Source organism: Agromyces sp. NPDC004153 (genome assembly GCF_053603635.1).
The window spans coordinates 386,972-410,654 of the sequence record NZ_JBSGFY010000002.1; the positions used below are offsets into that span (position 1 = coordinate 386,972).

The 23,683-nt window shown below is 70.3% G+C and carries 20 protein-coding genes and 1 tRNA gene; 3 read left to right on the top strand and 18 right to left on the bottom strand.

Annotated elements, in window-relative coordinates; translation table 11 throughout:
- Positions 1–561: 561 nt before the first annotated feature.
- From ACWEOH_RS15765 to rplU, 12 genes are all read right to left on the bottom strand, one after another.
- Positions 562–3,732 carry a CHAT domain-containing tetratricopeptide repeat protein gene (locus ACWEOH_RS15765; RefSeq protein WP_452032567.1) on the bottom strand — a complete coding sequence of 1,057 codons (3,171 nt, stop codon included), beginning with the start codon at positions 3,730–3,732 and terminating at the stop codon, positions 562–564.
- A 533-nt stretch (positions 3,733–4,265) separates the two neighbouring features.
- Positions 4,266–4,502, bottom strand: a complete 237-nt coding sequence (locus ACWEOH_RS15770; RefSeq protein ID WP_452032569.1) for a helix-turn-helix transcriptional regulator — start codon at positions 4,500–4,502, stop codon at positions 4,266–4,268.
- A 176-nt stretch (positions 4,503–4,678) separates the two neighbouring features.
- A tRNA-Ala gene (locus ACWEOH_RS15775) sits at positions 4,679–4,754 on the bottom strand.
- Positions 4,755–4,854: 100 nt separating this feature from the next.
- Positions 4,855–5,244 (bottom strand): ribosome silencing factor, encoded by a 390-nt coding sequence (rsfS, locus tag ACWEOH_RS15780; protein ID WP_148734957.1) that lies wholly within the window; start codon positions 5,242–5,244, stop codon positions 4,855–4,857.
- 36 nt (positions 5,245–5,280) lie between these two features.
- Complete coding sequence (locus ACWEOH_RS15785; RefSeq protein WP_452032571.1) at positions 5,281–6,399, bottom strand: hypothetical protein; 1,119 nt, start codon at positions 6,397–6,399, stop codon at positions 5,281–5,283.
- A 35-nt stretch (positions 6,400–6,434) separates the two neighbouring features.
- Entirely contained in the window at positions 6,435–7,034 is a 600-nt protein-coding gene (gene nadD / locus ACWEOH_RS15790) for a nicotinate-nucleotide adenylyltransferase (RefSeq protein ID WP_452032573.1), read from the bottom strand.
- 9 nt (positions 7,035–7,043) lie between these two features.
- On the bottom strand, positions 7,044–7,265 hold the full coding sequence (locus tag ACWEOH_RS15795; RefSeq protein WP_452032575.1) for a hypothetical protein: 222 nt from the start codon (positions 7,263–7,265) through the stop codon (positions 7,044–7,046).
- Between the two features lie 50 nt (positions 7,266–7,315).
- Positions 7,316–8,584, bottom strand: coding sequence for a glutamate-5-semialdehyde dehydrogenase (locus ACWEOH_RS15800; RefSeq protein WP_452032577.1), 1,269 nt, complete (start codon positions 8,582–8,584; stop codon positions 7,316–7,318).
- A 24-nt stretch (positions 8,585–8,608) separates the two neighbouring features.
- The gene (gene proB, locus ACWEOH_RS15805; protein WP_452032579.1) at positions 8,609–9,412 is read right to left on the bottom strand and encodes a glutamate 5-kinase; all 804 of its coding nucleotides are present in this window, start codon (positions 9,410–9,412) and stop codon (positions 8,609–8,611) included.
- Positions 9,409–10,956: a GTPase ObgE gene (gene obgE / locus ACWEOH_RS15810; protein ID WP_452032581.1), complete on the bottom strand. Its 1,548-nt coding sequence runs from the start codon at positions 10,954–10,956 to the stop codon at positions 9,409–9,411. The genes proB and obgE overlap by 4 nt, the downstream gene beginning before the upstream one ends.
- 75 nt (positions 10,957–11,031) lie before the next feature.
- Complete coding sequence (gene rpmA, locus ACWEOH_RS15815; protein ID WP_148734951.1) at positions 11,032–11,289, bottom strand: 50S ribosomal protein L27; 258 nt, start codon at positions 11,287–11,289, stop codon at positions 11,032–11,034.
- Positions 11,290–11,314: 25 nt separating this feature from the next.
- A complete protein-coding gene (rplU, locus tag ACWEOH_RS15820) occupies positions 11,315–11,623 on the bottom strand; it encodes a 50S ribosomal protein L21 (protein ID WP_148734950.1) in 309 nt (102 codons plus the stop codon).
- Between the two features lie 217 nt (positions 11,624–11,840).
- Here rplU and ACWEOH_RS15825 point away from each other — a divergent pair, with 217 nt between their 5' ends.
- Positions 11,841–12,137, top strand: a complete 297-nt coding sequence (locus ACWEOH_RS15825) for a DUF4031 domain-containing protein (RefSeq protein ID WP_452032583.1) — start codon at positions 11,841–11,843, stop codon at positions 12,135–12,137.
- A gap of 41 nt (positions 12,138–12,178) precedes the next feature.
- Here the strand turns inward: ACWEOH_RS15825 and ACWEOH_RS15830 are convergent, their stop codons facing one another.
- Positions 12,179–14,911, bottom strand: coding sequence for an Rne/Rng family ribonuclease (locus ACWEOH_RS15830; protein ID WP_452032585.1), 2,733 nt, complete (start codon positions 14,909–14,911; stop codon positions 12,179–12,181).
- Positions 14,912–15,189: 278 nt separating this feature from the next.
- Between ACWEOH_RS15830 and ACWEOH_RS15835 the strand changes: the two genes are divergently transcribed.
- The gene (locus ACWEOH_RS15835) at positions 15,190–15,816 is read left to right on the top strand and encodes a vitamin K epoxide reductase family protein (RefSeq protein WP_452032587.1); all 627 of its coding nucleotides are present in this window, start codon (positions 15,190–15,192) and stop codon (positions 15,814–15,816) included.
- An 83-nt stretch (positions 15,817–15,899) separates the two neighbouring features.
- Here the strand turns inward: ACWEOH_RS15835 and ndk are convergent, their stop codons facing one another.
- The 5 genes from ndk to ACWEOH_RS15860 form a co-directional block, all read right to left on the bottom strand.
- Positions 15,900–16,322, bottom strand: a complete 423-nt coding sequence (gene ndk, locus ACWEOH_RS15840; protein ID WP_452032589.1) for a nucleoside-diphosphate kinase — start codon at positions 16,320–16,322, stop codon at positions 15,900–15,902.
- Positions 16,319–16,816 carry a DUF4233 domain-containing protein gene (locus ACWEOH_RS15845; protein WP_452032590.1) on the bottom strand — a complete coding sequence of 166 codons (498 nt, stop codon included), beginning with the start codon at positions 16,814–16,816 and terminating at the stop codon, positions 16,319–16,321. The genes ndk and ACWEOH_RS15845 overlap by 4 nt, the downstream gene beginning before the upstream one ends.
- Positions 16,813–18,189, bottom strand: coding sequence for a bifunctional folylpolyglutamate synthase/dihydrofolate synthase (locus ACWEOH_RS15850; RefSeq protein ID WP_452032592.1), 1,377 nt, complete (start codon positions 18,187–18,189; stop codon positions 16,813–16,815). The genes ACWEOH_RS15845 and ACWEOH_RS15850 overlap by 4 nt, the downstream gene beginning before the upstream one ends.
- Positions 18,186–21,491: an isoleucine--tRNA ligase gene (gene ileS / locus ACWEOH_RS15855; protein WP_452032594.1), complete on the bottom strand. Its 3,306-nt coding sequence runs from the start codon at positions 21,489–21,491 to the stop codon at positions 18,186–18,188. The genes ACWEOH_RS15850 and ileS overlap by 4 nt, the downstream gene beginning before the upstream one ends.
- A gap of 230 nt (positions 21,492–21,721) precedes the next feature.
- On the bottom strand, positions 21,722–22,117 hold the full coding sequence (locus tag ACWEOH_RS15860) for a GntR family transcriptional regulator (protein ID WP_452032596.1): 396 nt from the start codon (positions 22,115–22,117) through the stop codon (positions 21,722–21,724).
- A 209-nt stretch (positions 22,118–22,326) separates the two neighbouring features.
- Between ACWEOH_RS15860 and ACWEOH_RS15865 the strand changes: the two genes are divergently transcribed.
- A complete protein-coding gene (locus ACWEOH_RS15865; RefSeq protein ID WP_452032598.1) occupies positions 22,327–23,679 on the top strand; it encodes an MFS transporter in 1,353 nt (450 codons plus the stop codon).
- Positions 23,680–23,683 lie beyond the last annotated feature (4 nt).

Sequence of the window (23,683 nt, forward strand, 5' to 3'; positions counted from 1 at the left end):
GCGAACTCCACCGAGGCGAATGACCCGCTCGAACCGGATACGGGTGACAACGAGGCCATTTATGCCGGGCGCTCGAACGACTCCGCGACGCCTTTTCGGTGGTCAGCCGGACCCTCGTCGATTGGCTGCGCGAGCATCGCACAAGCACGATCGGTGCTGATCTGGAGACGCATCCCGACACTCTCGCCCCTCGCTCTGCGAGACGCTGCCTCCGGATCTGTCTCCGGTGCGCTCACTATCGCGTTGACCCCCAGCATCCCGCATGCGGATGAGATCCGCGGCGCGCCAGCCGCCTCCTCGATAACCGCGGTCGGTCTGCCTCTGCGCAGCGCCTGGGATGACGAGTCCACCGCCCATCTCGCGTCAAACCCTCGAGTCGATCGGCTCGGCGGCATCCCTCGCAGAGCAGGACGACGCCGCATTCAGCCTGTTGTCCGAGGAAGCCTTACGCCACGGGAAAGTCGGAGGACTTCCCGACGCTCTCGGTCTCAGCGCCGCCATCGTCGCACGGGAGCGCGCGGTGCGCGACGAGACTCAAGGCGGCGGGCTGATCACGTCGTCTCATGTCGAGACCGACAGGATCGGGTTGCCGATGACGACGAACGAAGCCCACGACAGCATGTCCTGCGTGTCAGGCTCGATCGGAGGATGCGCTGCGGCTCGGTTGTCGAAGCCTAGATCTCGTCCATCGCGCGCCCGACCGCTATGACTACCTCGCCGTTCATCGAGCCACGTCCGCAGGTGCGCCCGCGCTCGGTCCATCACCGCGCGGATATCGACCCAGCTTGCGTGCGCTCTCGCCGCGTTGAACTCCTGGTAGAAGCCAGCCATGAACACCATGGCGGCCTCGTCCTCGACCGGCCACAGGCTGGCGACGGTCACGATGGAACCCGTCGCCGCCGCTGCCTGTGCGATTCCGTACAGCCCGCGCCCGTTGCGGGGGCCTCCGACGGCGGTACTGCAACCTGAGAACACGATCAGCAGGCCACTCCATGGCAGGTCGACGAGACGATCGAAGTTGACCCACTCTGGCGACATGCCGTCGGCGGCGAAGAGGAGGCTCGCACGACCACCTCTCAGCACGTCTGCTCTGCCGTGCACCGCTAAGTGCACGACGTCGTGATCGCCCGCGATAAGGCGCTGCTGGACCGCATGTACGGTGCAACCGGGCCCGATCATCGGCTGAGTCGCGAGCGCCGCCGCCACCTCCCGGCACTCGTCGGCCGCGTACGGAAGATCTCCAGTCGAGTCGCCTGCCACTATCGATCTGGATGACCATTTGTGCGGGGGTGGGTAACGGAGCATGCCGACTGCCGCGATGCGCCCGATGGATCGGAAAGCACCCCAAGGCCGCCCACCCGAAGGAATAGCGTGTAGCGGCAGGTTTGCTAACTCATCGTCGCAGGCCATGAGGAGCGATTGGCCGGGCGCGACGGCTGCCTCCACCGCCGCGACGAGGTCGCTCAGAATCTCGGAAGAGTTGGTGAGATGGACGATCTCACGCGCTCGCCTTCGCACGTCGCCGAATTGCACCGATCGCAACGGTCCCAGGTCGCCCGGGACGTCGACGAGACGCAATCCCTGATCATCGAGTATGTAAGCACGGAGTCCTCGAGGCACGATGGCGAGGTCCACGAAGGTGGTCGGCGTTGGCAGCCCCGCGACCAGTGCAGCCGACTCCGCAAGGTCTGGCGGGGAATACGCCGTCCCCTGCCGTGTCGCAAGCGCCGACAAGAGGGCGCGCGCCCTGGTGCGCTGCAGGATGTCGAATGACTCCGAAGCCGGGTTCGTGCTCGATGCCAGGGCGGCGAGCATCGCGGGGTAGACGCCGAAGCCTTCGTCGACGGCGCTCGCCTCTGCGTGTCGCGATCCGAGATCGTACTCGCGCCGAATAGCCTCAACAGACTCCGCGGCGGCACGGAGATCAGGCAACCCGGCCGAAGGATCGACAGCGGTTGCCTCGATCGCAAGCGCGAAATGGCAGCTGAGCCGCGCGTGGTGGCTCAGGCCGGGATAATCTAGCGCGGCACGCAGTTCGGTCTCGAGTTGCGCGGCGAGGACCGGATCGACGTCAGGAACCACGCCCGGCTCCGTCTCGATGAGCAGTGTAAGCAGCTCCCCGCTAAGGATTGCATAGTTGTTAGTGTTGCCGAGATTCTGCGCCCCTGCTCTCGCCTGCTGATAGAAGTCGACGGCCATGGCGGGTGACAGTTTCCGTACCAAATTCGCCAGCCGTGCCATCGACGAGCCCGCGTCGATGATGCCAAGCCGTTCGGCGTGGTGATCACCGATCTGACTCCTCACGACGTCGTTCAGCTCACCCAGGCGTATGGCCTCGAGCGACAGGATCATCGAGTCCCGGTCGGCAATGCTCGCGTCCAGTCCTGCCTCCAGCATCCCCGCCAATGCGTCGCTCGCCATGGCCGCGGGTGGAATCAAGCCGGCACCGATAGCGTCGGCGCGAACGTTGGCCGCGGCGGCGTACGCTTCGCGTGCGCCGATTTCTCCGAGCTCTGCCCGTGTCGCGGCCATCACGGCGACACCCAGCAGCTCGGTCAATCGGTCGCCATTCTCTGCGGCGCCCGCAACCGCACGCTGCAGAGCCGGAACTGCCTCCTTCAGACGTCTCGCCCGCCTCAGCGAGAACCCGAGGCGGAGGTCCTCTGCGGTCCGCGAATCGACCGGGACGGCGCGTGAAAGCGCCTCTGTTGTCGCGTCAAGGAAGCGCTGCGGCTGAATCCGAGACTCGATGTCTTCCGCCGCGAATCCGAACGCCTGCGCAAGCGCTCGCTCCGCGGCCTCGTGCTCACCGACGGCTGCGGCCGCGATCGCTCGGCTTCTCGCGCCTATGTAGGCACGATCGGGCGGAGCATCACCGAACCATTGCTCGGCTCGCCGGTACGCATTGAAGGCCCTCGCGTCATCTCCGGACTGCTGGTACGCCTCAGCAAGATTGTGAAGGAGGAGCCAACGTGGCGCGGACGGCTCACCCGACTCCGCTGCGCGAACATTGTCCTCGAGAAGTTGCACGGCGAGGTCCAGCTCTCCGACCTGCTGAAGGGCGCTCGCCAGATCCATGTTGACGTAGCTGCGAGCCATCGGCTCATCGGCGAAGCTCTGGGCTTCATAGAGGTCGTCGATCGCCTCGTCCGGCATCCCCAGTTCGAGGAGGGTCACCCCGCGGTTGTCGTACACCCTCGCCAGGTCGCTCCGCGGGGGCGGTGAGAGCTGCTCGCCCACGTTCAGGGCTTGAGTGAGCACTTGCGCGAGACTCTCGAACGTCTCACCCGCCAATCGCATTCGTTCGGCAGCAGTGTTGTACAGGCTGAAGGCGTGGGAGAGCTGTCCCAGGGCAACGGCGATGTCCGCGACGGTGCGGGTAAGTCGCCCAGACAGGGCTCGGTCCCCTGACCCCCACAATTCGTCACATGCAGGCTCGCCATGACGGAGGGCGAGCAGCAGGTCCTCCGCCACGGCGACCAGAACTCCTCGCGCACCTTCGTCGCCGAAGTCCAGCATCGCCGACAGGAGCAGTACCGCGTCTTCGCGATGTGGGTAGCTCCTGGCGAGGAGGTCGAGCATTGTGCCGACGTGCAGGGTCCTCAGTTCATCGCTGACGCTGTAGTCGCTGGGTGCGCGATGCTGCGACCACAGTTCCAGCTTGCGGTCCACGCCCTGCAACGCGGCATAGAACGCACTGAGCTGTTCCTCGCCATCATCCTCCCGTTGCATTCCTCATCGCCTCCAAAGTCGCCAATGCTTCTTACTTAGGGCTGCTGTCGCTCGGCAGGTGCCGGGAAGCGTCGCTCCCAACGAACATCTGGTGATGCTGCTGGCCGACGCCGTTGTTGGCGACCTCCGATACCGAGGATTGATCCGCACGGCGAGGTTGGCCGACTCGATGGTCAGAGGAGAGTTTCTCGGTGGCGACCCCAGGGGACGCCACCGGATTCCGTGTATCCCAACGATTAGAGACATCCCGGTTCCCCACTTCGATGTGATAGCCCGGAGTGCCGGACCCGCCCCTGTCATACTCCTATTCCCGCGACTTGAAAAGTCCTCATTTACTAGGACCAACTTTGACAAGCCCTGTCGGCCGACACTCTTGGATGTCCTCATGCGGGGGGACTTCCGGCGACATGGTGAAAGCGGAGTGTGATTCGGCTGTAAGTCTCGAAGTGGCTGGCCTGGGCTGGCTGGCAGGGTTAGTGCTGGCGCTCCTGCTGTGGTCGTGACTCGGGATTCCGAGCAGAGCAGACGACCCTTCACCGTCCTCTTCGCCGATCCGTGCGGTCCTTAAGCCAAGCCGCCACGTTCTCGCGGCTGTATCTCAGGTGCTTGCCGAGCTTGGTGGCCTTCGGCCCCGTTCCTTCGAGACGCCAGTGGTAGATGGTCTCTCTGGACAGCTGGAGGTACTGCGCGAGCTCGTCGACACTGAGGTATTCGCCGAGGTTCTCGTCGAACCGTGCTTCGGGGACGTTGGGTTGGGGTGATCTGCTCATACTCCTTAGGAGTGCGCGTCGCCCCGCGATGCTCGACGTCAGTGGGAATCGGATGTGGATGCCTGTGGCATCCCGCCGACCGAAACGAAAAAGGCCCCAAAAGGGCCTCGACCGCCTCGAACGGGCCGTCCCCCACGAAGAAAACCCCCGAGAATCTCGCGACTCTCAGGGGTTCTTGGTGGATCTGAGGGGACTCGAACCCCTGACCCCCTGCATGCCATGCAGGTGCGCTACCAGCTGCGCCACAGACCCGTGCGCCCCGTTCGGGGCAACGAATTGAGCTTACACCAGCCGGGGCCCTCCGATGAAATCGAGCGGTGCTCAGCCGACGGATGCCGCGGAAGCCCCGAGCTCAGCTCGAGGAGCTGCCGCTGCCCGCCGCGAGCAGCGGTGCGACCGGCAGCACCGGGCAGTCGAGCCACAGGCGTTCGAGACCGTAGTACAGCCGCTCCTCGCGGTGGAAGACGTGCACGACGAGGTCGCCGAAGTCGAGCAGCACCCATCGTCCGGCGTCGTGGCCCTCGCGGCGGTGCGTCTTGGCGCCGGCCTTGCGGAGCACGTCCTCGACCTCATCGGCGATCGCGATCACGTTGCGCTCGGACGTGCCCGTGACGATGAGGAACACGTCGGCGAAGGGCAGCGGCACCGACACGTCGAGGGCGACGAGGTCCTCGCCGCCCTTCGAGTCGGCCGCGCGCGCCGCGAGGGCGAGCGAGTCGAGTGCCTGGTCGGATGCGGTCATACGCTCACTTCCGGTAGCTGGTGATGACGCGGCCGATCAGAACAGGCCGGCGACCGCGCCGATGATGAGGGTGGCGACGACGCCGAGGGCGAGCACGCCGGCCGTGACGGCGAGCACGAGCGGAACGTTCATGCCCTCCTTCTTCGGGGGCGCCATCATGGCGCGTGCATTGTTCTGGGTGCTGATCGCCCGTGTGGCCGCGACGGGTGCGCCGACGCCCGCGCCGTCCTCGACCTGGTCGAACAGGCGGTCGACGTCGGAGGAGTCGATCTGGCTGGGATGCACGCCCGTCGCGCCGAAGCTGCGCGGCAGGTCGATCGAGCCGGTCACGATGACCTCGCCGCTCTTCGCGAGCGCGTCGCTCATCGGGCCCTGATCTGGCAGGTTGGGCAGGATGAGCGCGTTCGTCGTCGTCGGCACGCCGTGGCTGATGCCGCCGCGCGACAGCAGCTGGTCGAACGGCTCGGCCCGCTCGATCGGGGCGTCGAGCTGCGACGTCCAGTGCCCGACCGGCTTGGGGGCGGCGGCGGGCTCGTCGGCGATCGCGGCATCCGCGACCTGGTGCGGCGCGGGCGCGCGCGTCGGCGCCGGCGGCTGGCCGAACGGGTTCGACGTCGCACTCGGCATCGGAGCTGCAGGCGTGGGCGCCGCGGGTGCGGGAGCCGGGGGCGCGACGGCCGTAGGCGCCGAGGGCGTCTCGGGCCCGAGGTCGTCGAAGATGTCGAGGTCGTGGAACTCGCCCGCCGCGTGCGCGTCGAGCATCGCCCGCAGCTCACGGCGCGTGAGCGTGCGCTCGGGCGTCGAGGGCTCGGGCACGGGCTCCTGGCGCGGCGGTGCGGAGGCGGTGGGGTCGAACTGCGGAGGGTACGGACTGCCGGGCGCAGCCGAGGGCGGCGACGCGATGGCGCCGCCGAACGGAGACGACGGGTCGGCGAATCCGCCGGCCGGACGGGGCGCCGTGTAGTCGGTCTGCGGCGCCTGCGGCGGAGCCGAAACGGGCTGCGGGGCCGGCGGCGGCACCTGTGCCTGCGGCGGTAGTTGCGGCGGCACCTGCTGCTGCGCGGGCGGAGCCTGCGGCGCGGGGGCCGGGGCGGGCGGGGCATCGGGGGTCGACGAAGCCGCCTGCTGCTCGAGCAGGCGTTCGCGTTCTCGCATCTCTCGCCGCGTCAGCGGCGGTTCCTGCGACGACGTCATTCGACACTCCGATAGAGGTGGTGCTTGGAGATGTACTGGACGACCCCATCAGGCACCAAGTACCACACCGGGAAACCCCAGCGTACCCGGTCTCGGCAGTCGGTCGACGAGATCGCCAGTGCCGGGACCTCCAGCAAGCTTACGTCCTGCTCCGGCAAACCCGAAACGGACAGGTCATGTCCCGGACGACTCACAGCCACGAAGTGGGCGAGCTCCCAGAGCTCCTCCACGTCGCGCCAGCTGAGGATCTGAGCGATCGCATCGGCCCCCGTGATGAAGAAGAGCTCCGCCTCGGGGCGCTCGCGACGGATGTCGCGGAGGGTGTCGATCGTGAACGTCGGCTTGCCGCGATCGATGTCGACGCGGCTGACGGTGAAGCGCGGGTTCGACGCGGTCGCGATGACCGTCATGAGGTAGCGATGCTCGGCCGGGGTGACCACCGACTTGTACGTCGGCTCCCCCGTCGGCACGAAGACGACCTCGTCGAGTCCGTACGACTGGGCGACCTCGCTGGCCGCGACCAGGTGGCCGTGGTGGATCGGATCGAACGTGCCGCCCATCACGCCGATGCGTGGTCGGCCGCTCCCGCCGCTCATGGCGCGACCTCAGTGGCCGCCGTGCTCGCCCCCGCCGTGGCGCGCCGCGTAGGCCTCGGCCTTGGACCGGTGCCGGTTGGCGACGTCGCGGTACGACGCCGTGACGAAGGCCAGTGCGGCGAAGATGATGAGCGCCACGAGTCCGTAGACCCACGCCTCCACGGGGAGCTCCCTCGCGTGCACCGTCTCGGTCAGCACCGTGCCGGTCAGCATTGCGGTCGTGAGGCTCATTCGCCGTTCCTTTCGATCCTGCGGGTGTTGCTCGTGACAGTCTAGCGAGGTCAGGCGCGCACGTGCCCGGCGCCGCGCACGATCCACTTCGTGCTCGTCAGCTCGGGCAGGCCCATGGGCCCTCGGGCATGCAGCTTCTGCGTCGAGATGCCCACCTCGGCGCCGAATCCGAACTCCGCGCCGTCGGTGAACCGCGTCGACGCGTTCACCATGACCGCCGCGGCATCCACCTCGTTGAGGAACCGCTCGGCGTTGCCGAGGTCGTTCGTGACGATCGACTCGGTGTGCTTCGTGGAGTAGCGGCGGATGTGGCGCAGCGCGTCGTCCATCGAGTCGACGATGCCCACCGAGAGGTCGAGGCTCATGTGCTCGGTCGCCCAATCCTCGTCGGTCACGGGCACGGTCTCGGGTCGCAGGGCGTGCACGCGCTCGTCGGCGTGCACGGTGACGCCGGATGCCTCGAGCCGGTCGAGCACCGCCGGCAGCAGCCGCTCGGCGGCGTCGCGGTGCACCAGCAGCGTCTCGAGCGCGTTGCACACGCTCGGTCGCTGCACCTTCGCATTGTGCACGAGCTCGACGGCCCAGTCCTCGCGCGCGGATGCGTCGAGGAACATGTGCACGACGCCGGCGCCCGTCTCGATGACGGGCACCTTCGCCTCGTCGACGACCGCCCGGATGAGGCCCGCGCTGCCGCGCGGGATGAGCACGTCGACGTAGTCGCGGGCCTGCATGAGGTGGCGCGCGCCGGCGCGGCCGAAGTCGTCGACCGTCTGCACGCCGTCGGCGGGAAGGCCCACGGACTCGAGCGCGTCGCGCAGCACGCCGAGGAGCACGTGGTTGGTCTGCTCGGCGGCGGTGCCGCCGCGGAGCACGACCGCGTTGCCGCTCTTCAGCGCGAGCACGGCGATGTCGATCGTCACGTTGGGACGCGCCTCGTAGATCGCGCCGACGACGCCGAGCGGCACCCGCACCTGGTCGATCCGAACGCCGTTCGGGAGCGAACGGCCGCTCACGGTGTCGCCGATCGGGTCGGTGAGCGCGATGACCTCGAGGACGGCGTCGGCCAGGGCGCCGACGCGGCGCTCGTCGAGGGCGAGGCGGTCGAGGAGTCCGCTGGAGAGGCCGGCCTCGCCGCCCGCCTCGAGGTCGCGGGCGTTGGCGGCGATGATCTCGGCAGCGCGCTCGCGCAGGAGGACGGAGACCTGCTCGAGCGCGGCATCCTTCTCGGCCGTCGTCGCGCGGGCGAGCCGGTACGACGCCTCCTTCGCGGCGGCGAGCCGCGCGTCGATCACCGTCGTGTCGAGGTCGGGGTGCTCCATGGCACCAGCCTAGGCGAGCGCGGCCTACGCCCCGGCCGTGTGACGAACGGGGGCCGCGTCGAACCAGGTCCCCACCTCGGCGCCCGTGAGGGCCTGCGACACGAGCGGCGTCGCGGTGATGAGCACGGCGGCACCCGACTCCGCGGCGATGCGGGCGGCCGAGACCTTGGTCTCCGCTCCCCCGGTGCCGACGCCGGCGCGTCCGATCGACCCGATCTCGACGTCCGCGAGCGGGTCGCCGAACGGCACGTGCTCGATCCGCTCGGCGCCCTCGAGGTGCGGCGGCTTCGTGTAGAGCGCGTCGACGTCGGAGAGGAGCACGAGCAGGTCGGCGCCGATCAGCTCGGCCACCATCGCGGCGAGGCGGTCGTTGTCGCCGAACCGGATCTCGTGCGTCGCCACGGTGTCGTTCTCGTTGACGATGGGCAGGATGCGCAGGGCGAGGAGCCGGTCCATGGCGCGCTGCGCGTTCGAGCGCGGCGTCGCGTGCTCGAGGTCGCCCGCGGTGAGCAGCACCTGGCCTGCGACGATGCCGTAGCGGTCGAGCGAGTCCTGGTAGCGGAAGACGAGCAGGTTCTGCCCCACGGATGCCGCGGCCTGCTGCGTCGCGAGGTCGTTGGGCCGTTCGGCGAGCCTGAGGTAGGGCATGCCCGTGGCGATCGCGCCCGACGAGACGAGCACGACCTCGGTGCCGCGCTCGTGCGCCGCGGCGAGGGCGTCGACGAGCGGGCCGATCTGGCCGGCGTTCTCGCCGCTGATGGACGACGAGCCCACCTTCACGACGATGCGACGGGCGTTCGGGATGTCGGCGCGGGTGCGCGGGGTCACCGGTCGTCGTCCTCCGTACCGGGCTCGGCGGGCCCGATCGCGTCCTCGTCCTCGGACCAGATCCCGGCCTCGCGCTCGCGCTGCAGCTCTGCGCGGGCCTCGGCCTTCGCGTCCATGCGCTCGTGGTACTCGCTGCGGCGCTCGGCGCGCGTCGCGCGGCGGTTGTCGTCGAGGCGCACGTCGGTGCCGCGCGGCGCGGTGATCAGCTCGGCCGTCGACGTGAGCGTGGGCTCCCAGTCGAACACGACGCCCGAGCCGGCTCCGATGACGACGGTCGACCCGGCGACCGCGCCGGCGCGCACCAGTTCGTCCTCGACGCCGAGGCGGGCCAGCCGGTCGGCGAGGTAGCCGACGGCCTCGTCGTTGGTGAAGTCGGTCTGCGCGACCCAGCGCTCGGGCTTCGCGCCCAGCACGCGGTAGATCGTGCCGTAGCTGCCGCCCTCGGGGCGCACGACGAATCCGACCTCGTCGACGGCCTTCGGGCGCATCACGATGCGCTCGGGTGCGGGTGCCGCGGCGGCGGCCGCACGCGCCTCGTCGACGAGCTCGCCGAGCGCGTAGCCGAGCTGGCGGAGGCCCTCGTGGCTCACGGTCGAGATCTCGAACACGCGGTAGCCGCGCGCCTCGAACTCGGGGCGCACGAAGTCGGCCAGCTCGCGGGCCTCGGGCACGTCGACCTTGTTCAGCGCGATGAGCTGCGGGCGGTCGAGGAGCGGCACCTGCCCCTCGGGCACGGGGTACGCGGCGAGCTCGGCGAGGATCACGTCGAGGTCGCTGACGGGATCGCGGCCGGGCTCGAGCGTGGCGCAGTCGATGACGTGCAGGAGGGCGGAGCAGCGCTCGACGTGGCGGAGGAACTCGAGGCCGAGGCCCTTGCCCTCGCTCGCGCCCTCGATGAGGCCGGGCACGTCGGCGACGGTGTAGCGGTGGTCGCCCGCCTGCACGACGCCGAGGTTCGGATGCAGCGTGGTGAACGGGTAGTCCGCGATCTTCGGCCGTGCGGCCGAGAGGGCGGCGATGAGGCTCGACTTGCCCGCCGACGGGAAGCCGACGAGCGCGACATCCGCAATGGTCTTCAGCTCGAGCGCGACCTCGCCCTCGTAGCCGGGCGTGCCGAGCAGCGCGAAGCCGGGCGCCTTGCGCTTCGTGCTCGCGAGTGCGGCGTTGCCGAGGCCGCCGAGGCCGCCCGGTGCGACGACGAAGCGCAGGCCGGGCTGGTCGAGGTCGGCGAGCTCGACGCCCTCCTCGTCCTTCACGACCGTGCCGACGGGCACGGGGAGTTCGAGCGTCTCGCCCGCGGCGCCCGAGCGGTTGTCGCCCATGCCGGGCTGGCCGTTGTCGGACGAGCGGTGCGGCCGACCGTGGTACGCCAGGAGCGTCGTGACCTGGGGATCGGCGACGAGCACGATGTCGCCGCCGTGGCCGCCGTTGCCGCCGTCTGGACCGGCGAGCGGCTTGAACTTCTCGCGGCGCACCGAGACGCACCCGTTGCCGCCGTTGCCGGCGCGCACGAACAACGTCACGCGGTCGACGAAGCTGACCATGCCGCTGCCCTCCTGTTGCTCTGGGAAATGCGTGAGGGCGAGCCGAAGCCCGCCCTCACACGACCGATCGGTCGACTATTCGCCGGCCGCCACGATGTTGACGACCTTGCGGCCGCCCTTGGTGCCGAACTGCACGGCGCCGGCCTCGAGCGCGAAGAGCGTGTCGTCGCCACCGCGACCGACGCCCGCACCCGGGTGGAAGTGGGTGCCGCGCTGGCGGACGAGGATCTCGCCCGCGCTGACGACCTGACCGCCGAAGCGCTTCACGCCGAGGCGCTGCGCGTTCGAGTCACGACCGTTGCGAGTCGAGCTCGCTCCCTTTTTGTGTGCCATGTCTGCTTCTCCTTGCGGGCCGCTGCTACTTGATGCCGGTGATCTTGACGCGCGTGAGCTCCTGACGGTGGCCCTGGCGCTTCTTGTAGCCGGTCTTGTTCTTGAACTTCTGGATCACGATCTTGGGACCGCGGAGGTCGTTCAGGACCTCGGCCGTGACCGTGATCTTCGCGAGCGACTTGGCGTCGGAGGTGATCTTGTCGCCGTCGACGAAGAGGACCGGCGTGAGCTGGACGTTGCCGTCCTTGTCCGCCTTGATCCGGTCCATCGTCACGATGGTGCCGACTTCAACCTTCTCCTGCCGACCGCCGGCGCGCACTACTGCGTAAACCACTACTCGTACCTATCTCTGGGGAGCCGGGGCTCCGGTGTCTGATGGGATGTCACTGCGCGGGACCCCAGCGGGATGGAGGGTCGTCACTGCCAGAAAACTGTGCGGGCACACCGGGATAAGCCGGTGGCACCAGCGGTCGAGTCTACCGGATGCCCCGGGGCCGGTCAAACGCGCGTCACCCGGCGCGTCGCGCGGACCGACGCGTAGGATCGGGCCCATGACCGTGCTCATCGACACGCCGCTCTGGCCGAAGCACGGCACGGTCTGGGCGCACCTCGTGAGCGACCGTTCGGTCGCCGAGCTGCGCGCCTTCGCCGAGCGCAACGGGGTACCGGCGCGCGCCTTCGACCTCGACCACTACGACGTCCCCGTCGAGCGGTGGGACGAGCTCGTGGCCGCGGGCGCCGAACCCGTGTCGCCGCGCGAGCTCGTGCGCCGGCTCGCGGCGAGCGGGCTGCGCGTCACGCCCCGCGAGCGGCACGGCCGGGGCGGACCCGGGCGGCACCACGGCTGACGGCGCGCGAGCGCCGCAGCCGGGACCGCCCGGGTCGAGGCCTACTCCTGGTGCTCGCCGGCGGTCGTGCCGTCGGCGCGCGTGATCACCGGCGGACCGCCGGCGGTGCTGAGCGCCGCGGTCGAGACGCGGCGACTGCGGGATCGTCCCTCGCCGGCCTTCTTCGGGGCGGGCAGCGCGTCGAGCACCGAGTCGAGGAGCCCCTCGGCCTCGGCGGCCCGCACGGTGCGACGCCGCTCGGCCGGCGCGACGGGCGGCAGGTCGAGGTCGACGCGAGGCGACTCGGATGCCGCCGCGGGCTCGGCGGCGGGCGCGGACTCGCGTGCGGCCCGCTCGGGCGCGCCGGACTCGGCCCGCGCCGGTGCAGCGGTCGCCGAGACCTCGGCCGGACCCTGCTCCTGCGACACGCGGCGGTGACGTCCGCGACGGCGTCCGCCCGAGGACGGCTGCGACTCGCGTCCGCTCGGCGCGGCCGTCGCCTCGGCCGGCGCGGCGTCGGTCGTCGCGGCGGCCACCTCGGCCTCGCGAGCCGGCTCGGCTGCGGGCGACGCGACCTCGCCGTCCGAGGCGGCGGGCGCGGCATCCGTCGCCGGCTTGTGGTCGGCGTGCGGGATGGTCGACGCGGCGATCTGGGCGAGGGCGTGCTTCACGTCCTCGGTGATCGCGTGCGTGCCCGTGTGCGCCTTGGCCTCGGCGGGCTGCTGCTGCGGCTGGTTGCCGCCGCCGCGACCGCGCCGGCGCTCCACCTGCTGCTGCGGCGCGCGGTGCTTCATGATCGGCTCGTGGTGCACGATGATGCCCCGGCCGGCGCACACCTCGCAGGGCTCGCTGAACGACTCGAGGAGGCCGAGGCCGAGCTTCTTGCGGGTCATCTGCACGAGGCCGAGCGAGGTGACCTCGGCGACCTGGTGCTTCGTGCGGTCGCGTGAGAGGCACTCGACGAGGCGCCGCAGCACGAGGTCGCGGTTCGACTCGAGCACCATGTCGATGAAGTCGACGACGATGATGCCGCCGATGTCGCGGAGCCGCAGCTGTCGCACGATCTCCTCAGCGGCCTCGAGGTTGTTCTTGGTGACGGTCTCCTCGAGGTTGCCGCCCGAACCCACGAACTTGCCGGTGTTCACGTCGACGACCGTCATCGCCTCGGTGCGGTCGATGATGAGCGACCCGCCCGACGGCAGCCAGACCTTGCGGTCGAGCGCCTTCTCGATCTGCTCGGTGATGCGGAACTCGTCGAACGCGTCGCGTTCGCCCGAGTACGCCTCGACGCGCTCGAGCAGGTCGGGTGCCACGGCGCGCAGGTAGCGCTCGATCGTCTCGCGCGCGTCGTCGCCCGAGATGATCATCTTCTGGAAGTCCTCGTTGAAGACGTCGCGGACGATCTTGATCAGCAGGTCGGGCTCGGAGTGCAGCAGCGCGGGCGCCTGCACCTTCTCGAGCTGCGTCGAGATGTCGGCCCACTGCGCGATGAGGCGGTTCACGTCGAGCGTGAGCTGCTCCTCGGTGGCGCCCTCGGCGGCGGTGCGCACGATGACGCCGACGTTGTCGGGCAGCACCTCCTTGAGGATCTTCTTGAGGCGCGCGCGCTCGGTGTCGGGCAGCTTGCGGCTGATGCCGTTCATCGAGCCGTTCGGCACGTACACGAGGTAACGGCCGGGCAGCGAGACCTGGCTGGTGAGGCGGGCGCCCTTGTGGCCCACCGGGTCCTTCGTGACCTGCACGAGCACGCGGTCGCCCGGCTTCAGGGCGAGCTCGATGCGGCGGGGCTGGTTCTTCTCGCCGTTCTCGGCGGCGGCGTCCCAGTCGACCTCGCCGGAGTAGAGCACCGCGTTGCGGCCGCGACCGATGTCGACGAACGCGGCCTCCATGCTCGGCAGCACGTTCTGCACGCGGCCGAGGTAGACGTTGCCGATGAGCGAGGCGTCCTGGTTGCGGGCGACGTAGTGCTCGACGAGCACGCCATCCTCCATCACGCCGATCTGCACGCGGCCGTCCTTCGCGCGCACGACCATCTGGCGGTCGACCGACTCGCGGCGGGCGAGGAACTCCGCCTCGGTGATGACCGCACGGCGGCGACCGGCGTCGCGACCGTCGCGACGGCGCTGCTTCTTCGCCTCGAGACGGGTCGAGCCCTTGACCTTCTGCGGCTCGGTGATGAGCTCGGGCTCGCGGGGCTTGCGCACCTTGACCACCGTGTTCGCCGGCTCGTCGCCGCTCGGGCGGCCCTCCTCGCCGCTGCGGCGGCGGGTGCGACGGCGCACGCTCGAGGACTCCTCCGCAGCGCCGGCGCCACCGCGGTCGCCGCGCTCGGGGCGTTCGGGCCGCTCGGCGGGAACGAGCACGGGCGGCGCGTGGAAGATGAGCGAGGTCGTGGTCAGCGTCGCGGGGATCGGCGAGGCGGGCTCGGGCGACGGCTCGGGCTCGGCGTCGGCCTCGGCGGCGGCCTCCTCCGCCTCGGGGGCGTCGGCGGCGTCGTCCGCGTCGTCGGCGTCGTCGGTGCTCGCCTCGGCCTCATCGGTCGCGTCGGCGGCCGGTGCGGTCTCGACCTCGTCGGATGCCGCGACGGTCGGCTCGTCGACCGAGCGCGCCTCTGCGGCATCCGATTCGGGCGCTGCCGGCGACGTCTCGTCGACGGGCGACTCGCCGTTCAGCGCGGTGCGGTCGGGCGTGCGACCCCGACCGTTGCGTCGGGCCCCGAACAGGCCGCCGCGTCGCTTCGCTGTGCCGCTGCCGGAATCGGGTTCGTTCGTGTGGTTGTCGTTGCCTTCCACCATCTCTGGTGCACTCCTACGACGGTGTGGACGGCCGCGCCATCCGCTCCGTTCTCGTCTCGAGCGGTCTCGCGCCCTGCGCGGAACCGCCAATCCTTCTCACTGCTGCGACCGGCTGGGTGCCTGTGTCGCCACGTCTCGCGGTGCATCTCACCGCCTACTCGGATGCGGGGCATCCTCAAAGCCTTCGTCTGCGTCGCGGCGGGCGCGGCCCGTGCGACTCCTTCGATTATCGCACGCTCTCACAGGGTCGTGTGGAAACGGCATGCCACAATACGAACATGCCGGACACTCCCCCGCGGTCCCGACCCGTCGCGGTCGCCGTGTTCCTCGTGATCGCCGGGGCGTTGGGCCTGCTCGCCGCGTTCGAGCTGTCGGTCGAGAAGGTCCTCGTACTGGCCGATCCCGAGCACGTCCCGAACTGCAACGTCGGGGTGCTCGTGGGCTGCAGCACGAACCTCGCATCGTGGCAGGGCTCGGTGTTCGGCTTCCCGAATCCGTTCATCGGCATGATGGCCTGGCCCGTCGTCATCACGATCGCGGTGGCGATCCTGGCCGGAGCGCAGTTCGCACGGTGGTTCTGGATCGGGTTCAACGTGGGCGTCGCCGGGGCCCTGGTCTTCGTGGGCTGGCTCATCTACCAGAGCATCTACGTGCTCGACGTGCTGTGCCCCTGGTGCATGCTGACGTGGGCGGTGACCATCCCGACGTTCTGGGTGGTGACCCTGCACAACCTGCGCGAGGGTCATATTCCCGCGTCGGCACGTGTCCGGCGCCTCGCGGCCGAGTGGTTCAAGTGGATCCCGCTCATCACGGTCGTCCTCTACGCGATCGTCATCGTGCTCGCGCAGGCGCAGATGAACGCCATCCCGCGCGTGATGATCGACCTGCAGAACCTCTTCGGCTAGGCGATCGCGTCGACCCCGCCGGGGCCGCCGCCCAGACCCCAGGGCGCGCGCCGGCCGGGCGACCCGGCCGGCGCGGCATCCGATCAGGCGAACCAGAGCGCGAGCTCGCGCTCGGCCGACTCCACCGAGTCGGAGCCGTGCACGAGGTTCTGCTGCACCCGGAGGCCCCAGTCGCGGCCGAAGTCGCCGCGGATCGAGCCGGGCGCCGCGGTCGTGGGGTCGGTGGTGCCGCCGAGGATCCGGAAGCCCTCGATGACGCGGTTGCCGGCGACGCGCATGGCGACGACGGGGCCCGACTGCATGAACTCCAGCAGCGGCTCGTAGAAGGGCTTGCCCTCGTGCTCGGCGTAGTGTCGCGCGAGCAGGTCGCGGTCGGGCTGCACCATGCGGATGTCGACGAGGGAGTAGCCCTTCGCCTCGATGCGGCGGAGGATCTCGCCCGTCAGGTTGCGCGCGACGCCGTCGGGCTTCACGAGCACGAGGGTCTCCTCGATGGGGGTCGTCATTCCTGTTCCTTCCCCGGATCGGCCGATGCCGTCCGTTCACGGTCGATCCGTGCACCGACGACCATGCAGTACGCCCACAGGCCGCCGAAGATGGCGCCGACGAAGAACATCGCCGGATTGAGCAGGCCCGCCGCGAGGATGAGCCCCTGGATGGCCCATCCGACGCCGTACCCCCACCGGAACCGCAGGAGTCCGATGGTGGCGACGAGGCCGAGGATCACCACGCCGCCGGCCGCCAGCGCGATCCACGGCGGCAGGTCGAACGTGCCGTTCTCGGTGGGCGCGAGGCCCCAGATCACGAGCGCGGCGAGGAAGACGACGATGATCTCGAACGCGAGCACGATGGAGGCGAGGGTGCGCTGCACCGAGCGCGGCTCGACGGCCACGGGCTCGGCGCCGGGGACGTCGGCCGGCGTGTCGGGCTCGCCGGGCTGGTCACGTGCGGTGTCGGAATCGGGCTCGTGCTCGGCCGGCGTGTCCGGTCCGCCGCTCATGCGCGACCCCAGCCGCGGTCGGCGCCGATCGCCATCGCCTCGGCGACGAGCCCGATCGAGCCGGTCACGACCACCGCGCGCTTCGGCGCCTCGGACGCCCACTCGCGCGCCTCGTCGAGCGCGTCGTCGAGCCGGTCGACGACCTGTACGCGCTCGGGCCCGATGCGGGCCGCGATCGACGCCGCCACCTCGCCGGCGTCGCGGGCCCGCTCGGAGTCGGGCCGCGTCACGAGGAACGCGCCGCCCGTGCGAGCGAGCACCGAGGCGATGCCCTCGGCGTCCTTGTCGGCGAGCACGCCGAACACGAACACGACCTCGTCGAAGTCGAAGTACTCCTCGAGCGCCGCCACGAGCGAGGCAGCCCCGTGAGGATTGTGCGCCGCGTCGACGATGACCGTCGGCTCGGTGCCGATCGTCTGCAGGCGCCCGGGCGACGTCGTCGTCGCGAGGCCGTCGACGACCTCGTCGGCGAGGCGCACGGCGCCCCCGCCGATGAACGCCTCGACCGCCGCGATGGCCACGGCGGCGTTCTCGGCCTGGTGCCGGCCGAACAGCGGCAGCGCGATGTCGCGGTACTCCCCCGCGAGTCCGCGGATCGACACGAGCTGTCCGCCGACGGCCACGCGCGACTCGAGCACGTCGAAGGCGTCGCCCTCGACGGCGAGCGTCGACTCGGTGAGATCGGCCGCATCCTCGAGCACCTCGAGCGCGGCATCGGGCTGGCGTGCACTGACCACGGATGCCGCGGGCTTGATGATGCCCGACTTCGTGCGCGCGATCTCGGTGATCGTCGAGCCGAGGCGCGACTGGTGGTCGAGGTCGATCGGCGTGAACACCGCGACCTGCCCGTCGGCCACGTTCGTGGAGTCCCACTCGCCGCCCATGCCCACCTCGAGCACGACGACGTCGACGGGCGCGTCGGCGAAGCACGCGAAGGCGAGCACCGTGAGCACCTCGAAGAAGGTCAGCGGCTCCTCGCCGGCGCCCTCGAGCTCGGCGTCGACGATCGCGATGAACGGGAGGATCTCCTCCCAGTTCCGCGCGACGGCCTCGTCGGCGATGGGCTCGCCGTCGATGCGGATGCGCTCGGTGAACCGCTCGAGGTGCGGGCTCGTGAGCAGGCCGGTGCGGAGGCCCGAGGCGCGCAGCAGGCTCTCGATCATGCGGCTCGTCGACGTCTTGCCGTTCGTGCCGGTGATGTGGATCACGGGCGCGGCGCGGTGCGGGTCGCCGAGCAGCTCGACGGTCCGCCGCGTCGGCGCCAGCCTCGGCCGCGGCGAGCCCTCGCCGACACGGGCGATGAGCTCGGCATACACGGCGTCGGCCGCGTCGCGTGCCTCGGCGGCCTCGAAGTCGTCGGATGCGTCGGTCACAGCTTCTCCAGGTCCACGAGCAGGGCGGAGCCGTCGCCGACCGGACGCGACGCCGTGGCGCCCGCCACGTCGGCGGCCGTCTCGATGTCGAGCTCGGAGGCGAGCGTCTCCCGGGCGATGAGCGCATGGTGCGCGGATGCCGCGGCGGCGCCGATCGCGTCGAGCGTGAGGCCGAGGCGGATGCGATCGCCCACCTCGAGGCCGGCGGCCTTGCGGGCCTCCTGCACGGCGCGGACGACATCGCGCGCGAGGCCCTCGGCCTCCAGTTCGGGCGTCGTCGCGGTGTCGAGCAGCACGAAGCCGCCGTCGGACAGCAGCGCGAGCGCGTTCGATCCGTCGCCCGAGCCGCCGGCCTCGAGCACGAGGTCGTACTCGCCGGGCTCCAGCGCGATGCCGCCGGCCACGACGCCCTCGTCGTTGAGCGACCAGTCGCCCGACCGCGCCGCCTGGATCGCCTGCTGCACCGACTTGCCGAGGCGTGGTCCGGCGGCCCGCGCGTTGACGCTGAGCCGCTTCGTGACGCCGTAGGCCTCGGCGCTCGAGTCGTCGAGCGGCACGAGGTCGACCGACTTCACGTTGAGCTCGTCGCGCAGGATGCCCTCGAAGGGCGCGAGCGCTGCGGCATCCGACGTCACGACCGTGAGGTTCGCGAGCGGAAGGCGCACGCGGCGACCCGCCTGCTTGCGCAGCGCGAGGGTGGCGCCGCTGATCTCGCGGACGGCGTCCATGGCGGCGACGAGCGCCGGGTCGGCCGGGAACTCATCGGCGTCGGGCCAGTCGGCCAGGTGCACGCTGCGGCCGCCCGTGAGCCCGCGCCAGACCTGTTCCGTGACGAGCGGGAGCAGCGGCGCGGCGAGGCGCGTGTAGGTCTCGAGGACCGTGAAGAGCGTGTCGAACGCCTCGGAACCCGAGCCGTCCTCGCCGACGCCCGCCCAGAACCGGTCGCGCGACCGGCGCACGTACCAATTGGTGAGCACGTCGGCGAAGTCGCGCAGCTTCTGCGCCGCGAGCGGCGAGTCGAAGTCCTCGAGGTCGGCGGTGACGCCGGCCACGAGGTCGCGCAGCTTCGCGAGCAGGTAGCGGTCGAGCACGTCGGCCGAGTCGGTGCGCCGCTGCGCCTCGTAGCCGCCCTCGCGCGCCGTGTTGGCGTAGAGCGAGAAGAAGTACCACGTGCTCCACAGCGGCAGCATGACCTGCCGCACGCCCTCGCGGATGCCCTCCTCTGTGACGACGAGGTTGCCGCCGCGCAGCACCGAGCTCGACATCAGGAACCAGCGCATGGCGTCGGAGCCGTCGCGGTCGAAGACCTCGGAGACGTCGGGGTAGTTGCGCAGCGACTTCGACATCTTCTGCCCGTCGCTGCCGAGGACGATGCCGTGGCTCACCACGTTCTCGAACGCCGGGCGGTCGAAGAGCGCCGTCGACAGCACGTGCAGGGTGTAGAACCAGCCGCGGGTCTGCCCGATGTACTCGACGATGAAGTCGGCCGGGTTGTGCGAGTCGAACCACTCCTGGTTCTCGAACGGGTAGTGCACCTGCGCGAACGGCATCGAGCCCGAGTCGAACCACACGTCGAGCACGTCGGGGATGCGCCGCATGGTGCTCTTCCCGGTGGGGTCGTCGGGATTCGGGCGGGTCAGGTCGTCGATGAACGGGCGGTGCAGGTCGGGCTCGCCGTGCGAGTTGCGCGGCAGCACGCCGAAGTCGCGCTCGAGCTCCTCGAGCGAGCCGTAGACGTCGATGCGCGGGTGCTCGGGGTCGTCGCTCTTCCACACGGGGATCGGCGAGCCCCAGTACCGGTTGCGGCTGATCGACCAGTCGCGGGCCCCGGCGACCCACTTGCCGAACTGGCCGTCCTTGACGTTCTCGGGGACCCAGGTGATCTCCTGGTTCAGCTCGCCCATGCGGTCGCGGAAGTCGGGCACGCGGATGAACCAGCTCGACACCGCCTTGTAGATGAGCGGGTTGCGGCAGCGCCAGCAGTGCGGGTACGAGTGCTCGTAGCTCGCCTGGCGGAGCAGCCGGCCCTCGGCCTTGAGCACCTGCGTGAGCGGCTTGTTCGCATCGAACCAGAGGAGCCCAGCGACATCCGTGACCGCCGGGAGGAACCGGCCGCCCTCGTCGAGCGAGAGGATCACCGGGATGCCGGCGGCCTCGCCCACCTTCTGGTCCTCCTCGCCGTAGGCGGGGGCCTGGTGCACGATGCCGGTGCCGTCGTCGGTCGTGACGTAGTCGGCGACGAGGATCTGCCAGGCGTTCTGCAGCCCGTAGTGGTCGACGTCGGCGTAGTAGTCGAAGAGCCGGTCGTAGGTCACGCCCTCGAGCTCGGCTCCGGTGACCGTGCGGGAGACCGCGGCTCGGGCGCCCTCGGCCGAGTCGTAGCCGAGCTCCTTGGCGTAGCTGCCCACCAGGTCGCGGGCGAGCAGGTACTCGGCGCCGAGCACCTCGGTGTCGGTCGCCCCCACGTGCTCGCGATTGACGGTCGCGTCGGGCGTGCCGTTCGGTCCCGCGGGCACGACGGCGTACTCGATGCCGGGACCGACCGCGAGCGCGAAGTTCGTCGGCAGCGTCCACGGCGTCGTCGTCCACGCGAGGGCGCGCACAGCGGTGAGCCCGAGCGACTCCGCCTTCGCACCGGTGAGCGGGAAGGTGACCGTGACGGTCTGGTCCTGGCGCATCTTGTAGACGTCGTCGTCCATGCGCAGCTCGTGGTTCGACAGCGGCGTCTGGTCGCGCCAGCAGTACGGCAGCACGCGGTAGCCCTCGTAGGCGAGGCCCTTGTCGTAGAGCGTCTTGAACGCCCAGATCACGGACTCCATGAAGGGGAGGTCGAGCGTCTTGTAGTCGTTCTCGAAGTCGACCCAGCGCGCCTGGCGGGTGACGTAGTCCTGCCACTCCTCGGTGTAGCGCAGCACGGCGTCGCGCGCGGCCTGGTTGAAGGCCGCGATGCCCATCTCCTCGATCTCGCTCTTGTCGGTGATGCCGAGCTGGCGCTCGGCCTCGAGCTCGGCGGGCAGGCCGTGGGTGTCCCAGCCGAACCGGCGGTGCACCTGGTGCCCGCGCATGGTCTGGAACCGCGGGAAGAGGTCCTTCGCGTAACCCGTGAGGAGGTGCCCGTAGTGCGGCAGGCCGTTGGCGAACGGCGGGCCGTCGTAGAAGACCCACTCGGGTGCGCCGTCGCGCTGGTCGATCGACGCCCGGAAGGTGTCGTCGGCCTTCCAGAACGCGAGGACCTCGCGCTCGACCGACGGGAAGTCGGGCGATGGGGCGACGGAGTGGTCGTCTGGGGTACGGGGGTACACGCTCGCTCCTTGCGGGGACGGATGCTTCCGCGAGGACGCCGGCCGCTCGATCGAGCTCCGCCGCGGTACCACCTCGCTTGCCCCGGGATCAACGATCCTGAGGCCCCTCGTTGCGGCTGTGACGGGCCGACCCGTTCGGTTCTACCAGCGACCGGATGCCACGGGGCATCCGCTCGCGTTCTTCCGAAGACTCCCCGGTGATGGCCGGATCGATGTCGTTGCCCTCAAGCCTACCGTGTCGGCGCGGTGCGGATCACTCCGGGCGACGACGGCGACCACCGGTACGCCTCGCTGATGAGCGCGAGCAGGGCGCTCTCGGGCAGGTCGTGCAGCTTGGCCTCGTCGACGAGGTCGTGGATCGCCCCGGCGAGGGCGGCGTGGCCGCCGATGCGCACCGCGACGACGGCGCCGCGGCCGCGGTGCAGCTCGATGAGGCCCTCGTCGCGCAGCACGCGATATGCCCGCAGCACGGTGTGCATGTTCACGCCGAGATCGCCCGCGAGGTCGCGTGCGGCGGGGAGGCGCTCGCCGCCGATGACGCGACCGTCGATGATCGCGGCACGCACGGCCGACGCGAGCTGCTCGAAGAGCGGGGTCGGACGGGTCGGATCGAGTCGGATCAGCACATTCCGATCGTATTGTGCTAGTCGAATGCGAACAAGTTGCTTGTCGGTCGGATCGGCCGCTGCCATGATGAGTCCGAGCCGCGTCGTCGGGGCGTCCCCGCTCCCCCAGCGCGCCCCGTCGACCGGCCCGGATCACGCCGTCGGTCGCGCGACGCCGGCACCCGCCGAGCCGTCGGGCTCACCGCAGCCAGAACCCACAAGGACCCATCGTGACCACTGCAACCCCCGTGCCCACCACGCCCGCGGACCCGCCCCACATCCGACGCATCGCGTGGGCGTCCATGGTCGGCACCTCGCTCGAGTCGTTCGACTTCTACGTCTTCGCGTACTTCTCGGCGTTCTTCGTCGGCCCGCTCTTCTTCGACCCGCTCGGCGAGTTCGGCGGCACGCTCGCCGCGTTCTCGACGATCGCCCTGGCGTTCGTGGTCCGCCCGATCGGCGCCGCGATCTTCGGCCACATGGGCGACCGCCTCGGGCGCCGCGCGACGCTGCTCTGGACCGTCGGCATCATGGGGGTCGCGACCGGCCTCATCGGCCTCCTGCCGACCTACGCGCAGGCCGGCTGGCTCGGCGCCGTCGGCCTGGTGCTGCTGCGCATCGTGCAGGGGCTCTCGCTCGGCGGCGAGTGGGGTGGCTCGATCCTGCTCGCGACCGAGCACTCGAACCCCGTGAAGCGCGCGTTCTACGCCGCCATCCCGCAGCTCGGCTCCCCCGTCGGCTCGATCCTCTCCGCGGCCCTGTTCATCATCATGACCATCGTGCTCCCCGCCGAGGAGATCGCGGCGTGGGGCTGGCGCATCCCGTTCCTCCTCGCGATCCCGCTGCTGCTCGTCTCGCTCTACCTGCGCTGGTCGATCGACGAGACGCCGGTGTTCAAGGAGGTCGTCGCCGAGGGCCGCCGCGACCGCGTCCCGTTCGCGACCATGTTCCAGAAGCGCCCCGTGGCGATCCTCATCGCCATCGGCGCGGCGATGCTCGGCATCGGCTCGTACTCGCTGATGAACACGTACACCATCAACTACGGCGCGGCGGAGCTCGGCTTCAGCTTCCAGGACCTCCTCATCGCGACCACGATCGGCGGCCTGCTGCAGCTCGTCACGATCCCGCTCTTCGGCGCGTGGGCGAATCGCATCGGCTCCGCGCGGGTCGTGGCGTGGGGCGCGCTCGGCACGCTGCTCATCACGTTCCCGATGTACTTCCTGCTCCAGTTCGCGACGTTCCCGATCCTCGTGGGCACCATGATCATCGGCGGCATCCTGCCGACCATGTCGTGGGCGGCGCTCGGCGGCCTCATGAACGACCTGTTCCCCGACCACTTCCGCTACTCGGCGCTCTCGGTCTCATACGCGATCGCGGCCACCGTGGGCGGCTTCGTGCCGCTCGTGACGGTGGCGCTCGGCGAGGCGACGGGGTACGTGTGGTGGCACCCGGGGATCGTGCTCGCCGTGCTCTCCGCCGTGACGCTCGTCGCCGCGTGGGCGGCCGCCCGGATGCCGGTGGTGCCCGAGTCGGGCGACCCCGAGCAGCAGCTCGAAGCGCAGGCGGCCGGTCCCACCGCCTGAGCGG

Bases quoted from the DNA above. Each gene is read 5' to 3' on its own strand.
- ACWEOH_RS15800 (WP_452032577.1), bottom strand. From the start codon at position 8,584: ATGGAGCACCCCGACCTCGACACGACGGTGATCGACGCGCGGCTCGCC.
- ACWEOH_RS15845 (WP_452032590.1), bottom strand. From the start codon at position 16,816: ATGAGCGGCGGACCGGACACGCCGGCCGAGCACGAGCCCGATTCCGAC.
- rsfS (WP_148734957.1), bottom strand. From the start codon at position 5,244: ATGACCGCATCCGACCAGGCACTCGACTCGCTCGCCCTCGCGGCGCGC.
- ACWEOH_RS15795 (WP_452032575.1), bottom strand. From the start codon at position 7,265: ATGAGCCTCACGACCGCAATGCTGACCGGCACGGTGCTGACCGAGACG.
- ACWEOH_RS15835 (WP_452032587.1), top strand. From the start codon at position 15,190: ATGCCGGACACTCCCCCGCGGTCCCGACCCGTCGCGGTCGCCGTGTTC.
- nadD (WP_452032573.1), bottom strand. From the start codon at position 7,034: ATGAGCGGCGGGAGCGGCCGACCACGCATCGGCGTGATGGGCGGCACG.
- ACWEOH_RS15785 (WP_452032571.1), bottom strand. From the start codon at position 6,399: ATGCGAGAACGCGAACGCCTGCTCGAGCAGCAGGCGGCTTCGTCGACC.
- ACWEOH_RS15770 (WP_452032569.1), bottom strand. From the start codon at position 4,502: ATGAGCAGATCACCCCAACCCAACGTCCCCGAAGCACGGTTCGACGAG.
- obgE (WP_452032581.1), bottom strand. From the start codon at position 10,956: ATGGTCAGCTTCGTCGACCGCGTGACGTTGTTCGTGCGCGCCGGCAAC.
- ACWEOH_RS15830 (WP_452032585.1), bottom strand. From the start codon at position 14,911: ATGGTGGAAGGCAACGACAACCACACGAACGAACCCGATTCCGGCAGC.
- ACWEOH_RS15765 (WP_452032567.1), bottom strand. From the start codon at position 3,732: ATGCAACGGGAGGATGATGGCGAGGAACAGCTCAGTGCGTTCTATGCC.
- ACWEOH_RS15825 (WP_452032583.1), top strand. From the start codon at position 11,841: ATGACCGTGCTCATCGACACGCCGCTCTGGCCGAAGCACGGCACGGTC.
- ndk (WP_452032589.1), bottom strand. From the start codon at position 16,322: ATGACGACCCCCATCGAGGAGACCCTCGTGCTCGTGAAGCCCGACGGC.
- rpmA (WP_148734951.1), bottom strand. From the start codon at position 11,289: ATGGCACACAAAAAGGGAGCGAGCTCGACTCGCAACGGTCGTGACTCG.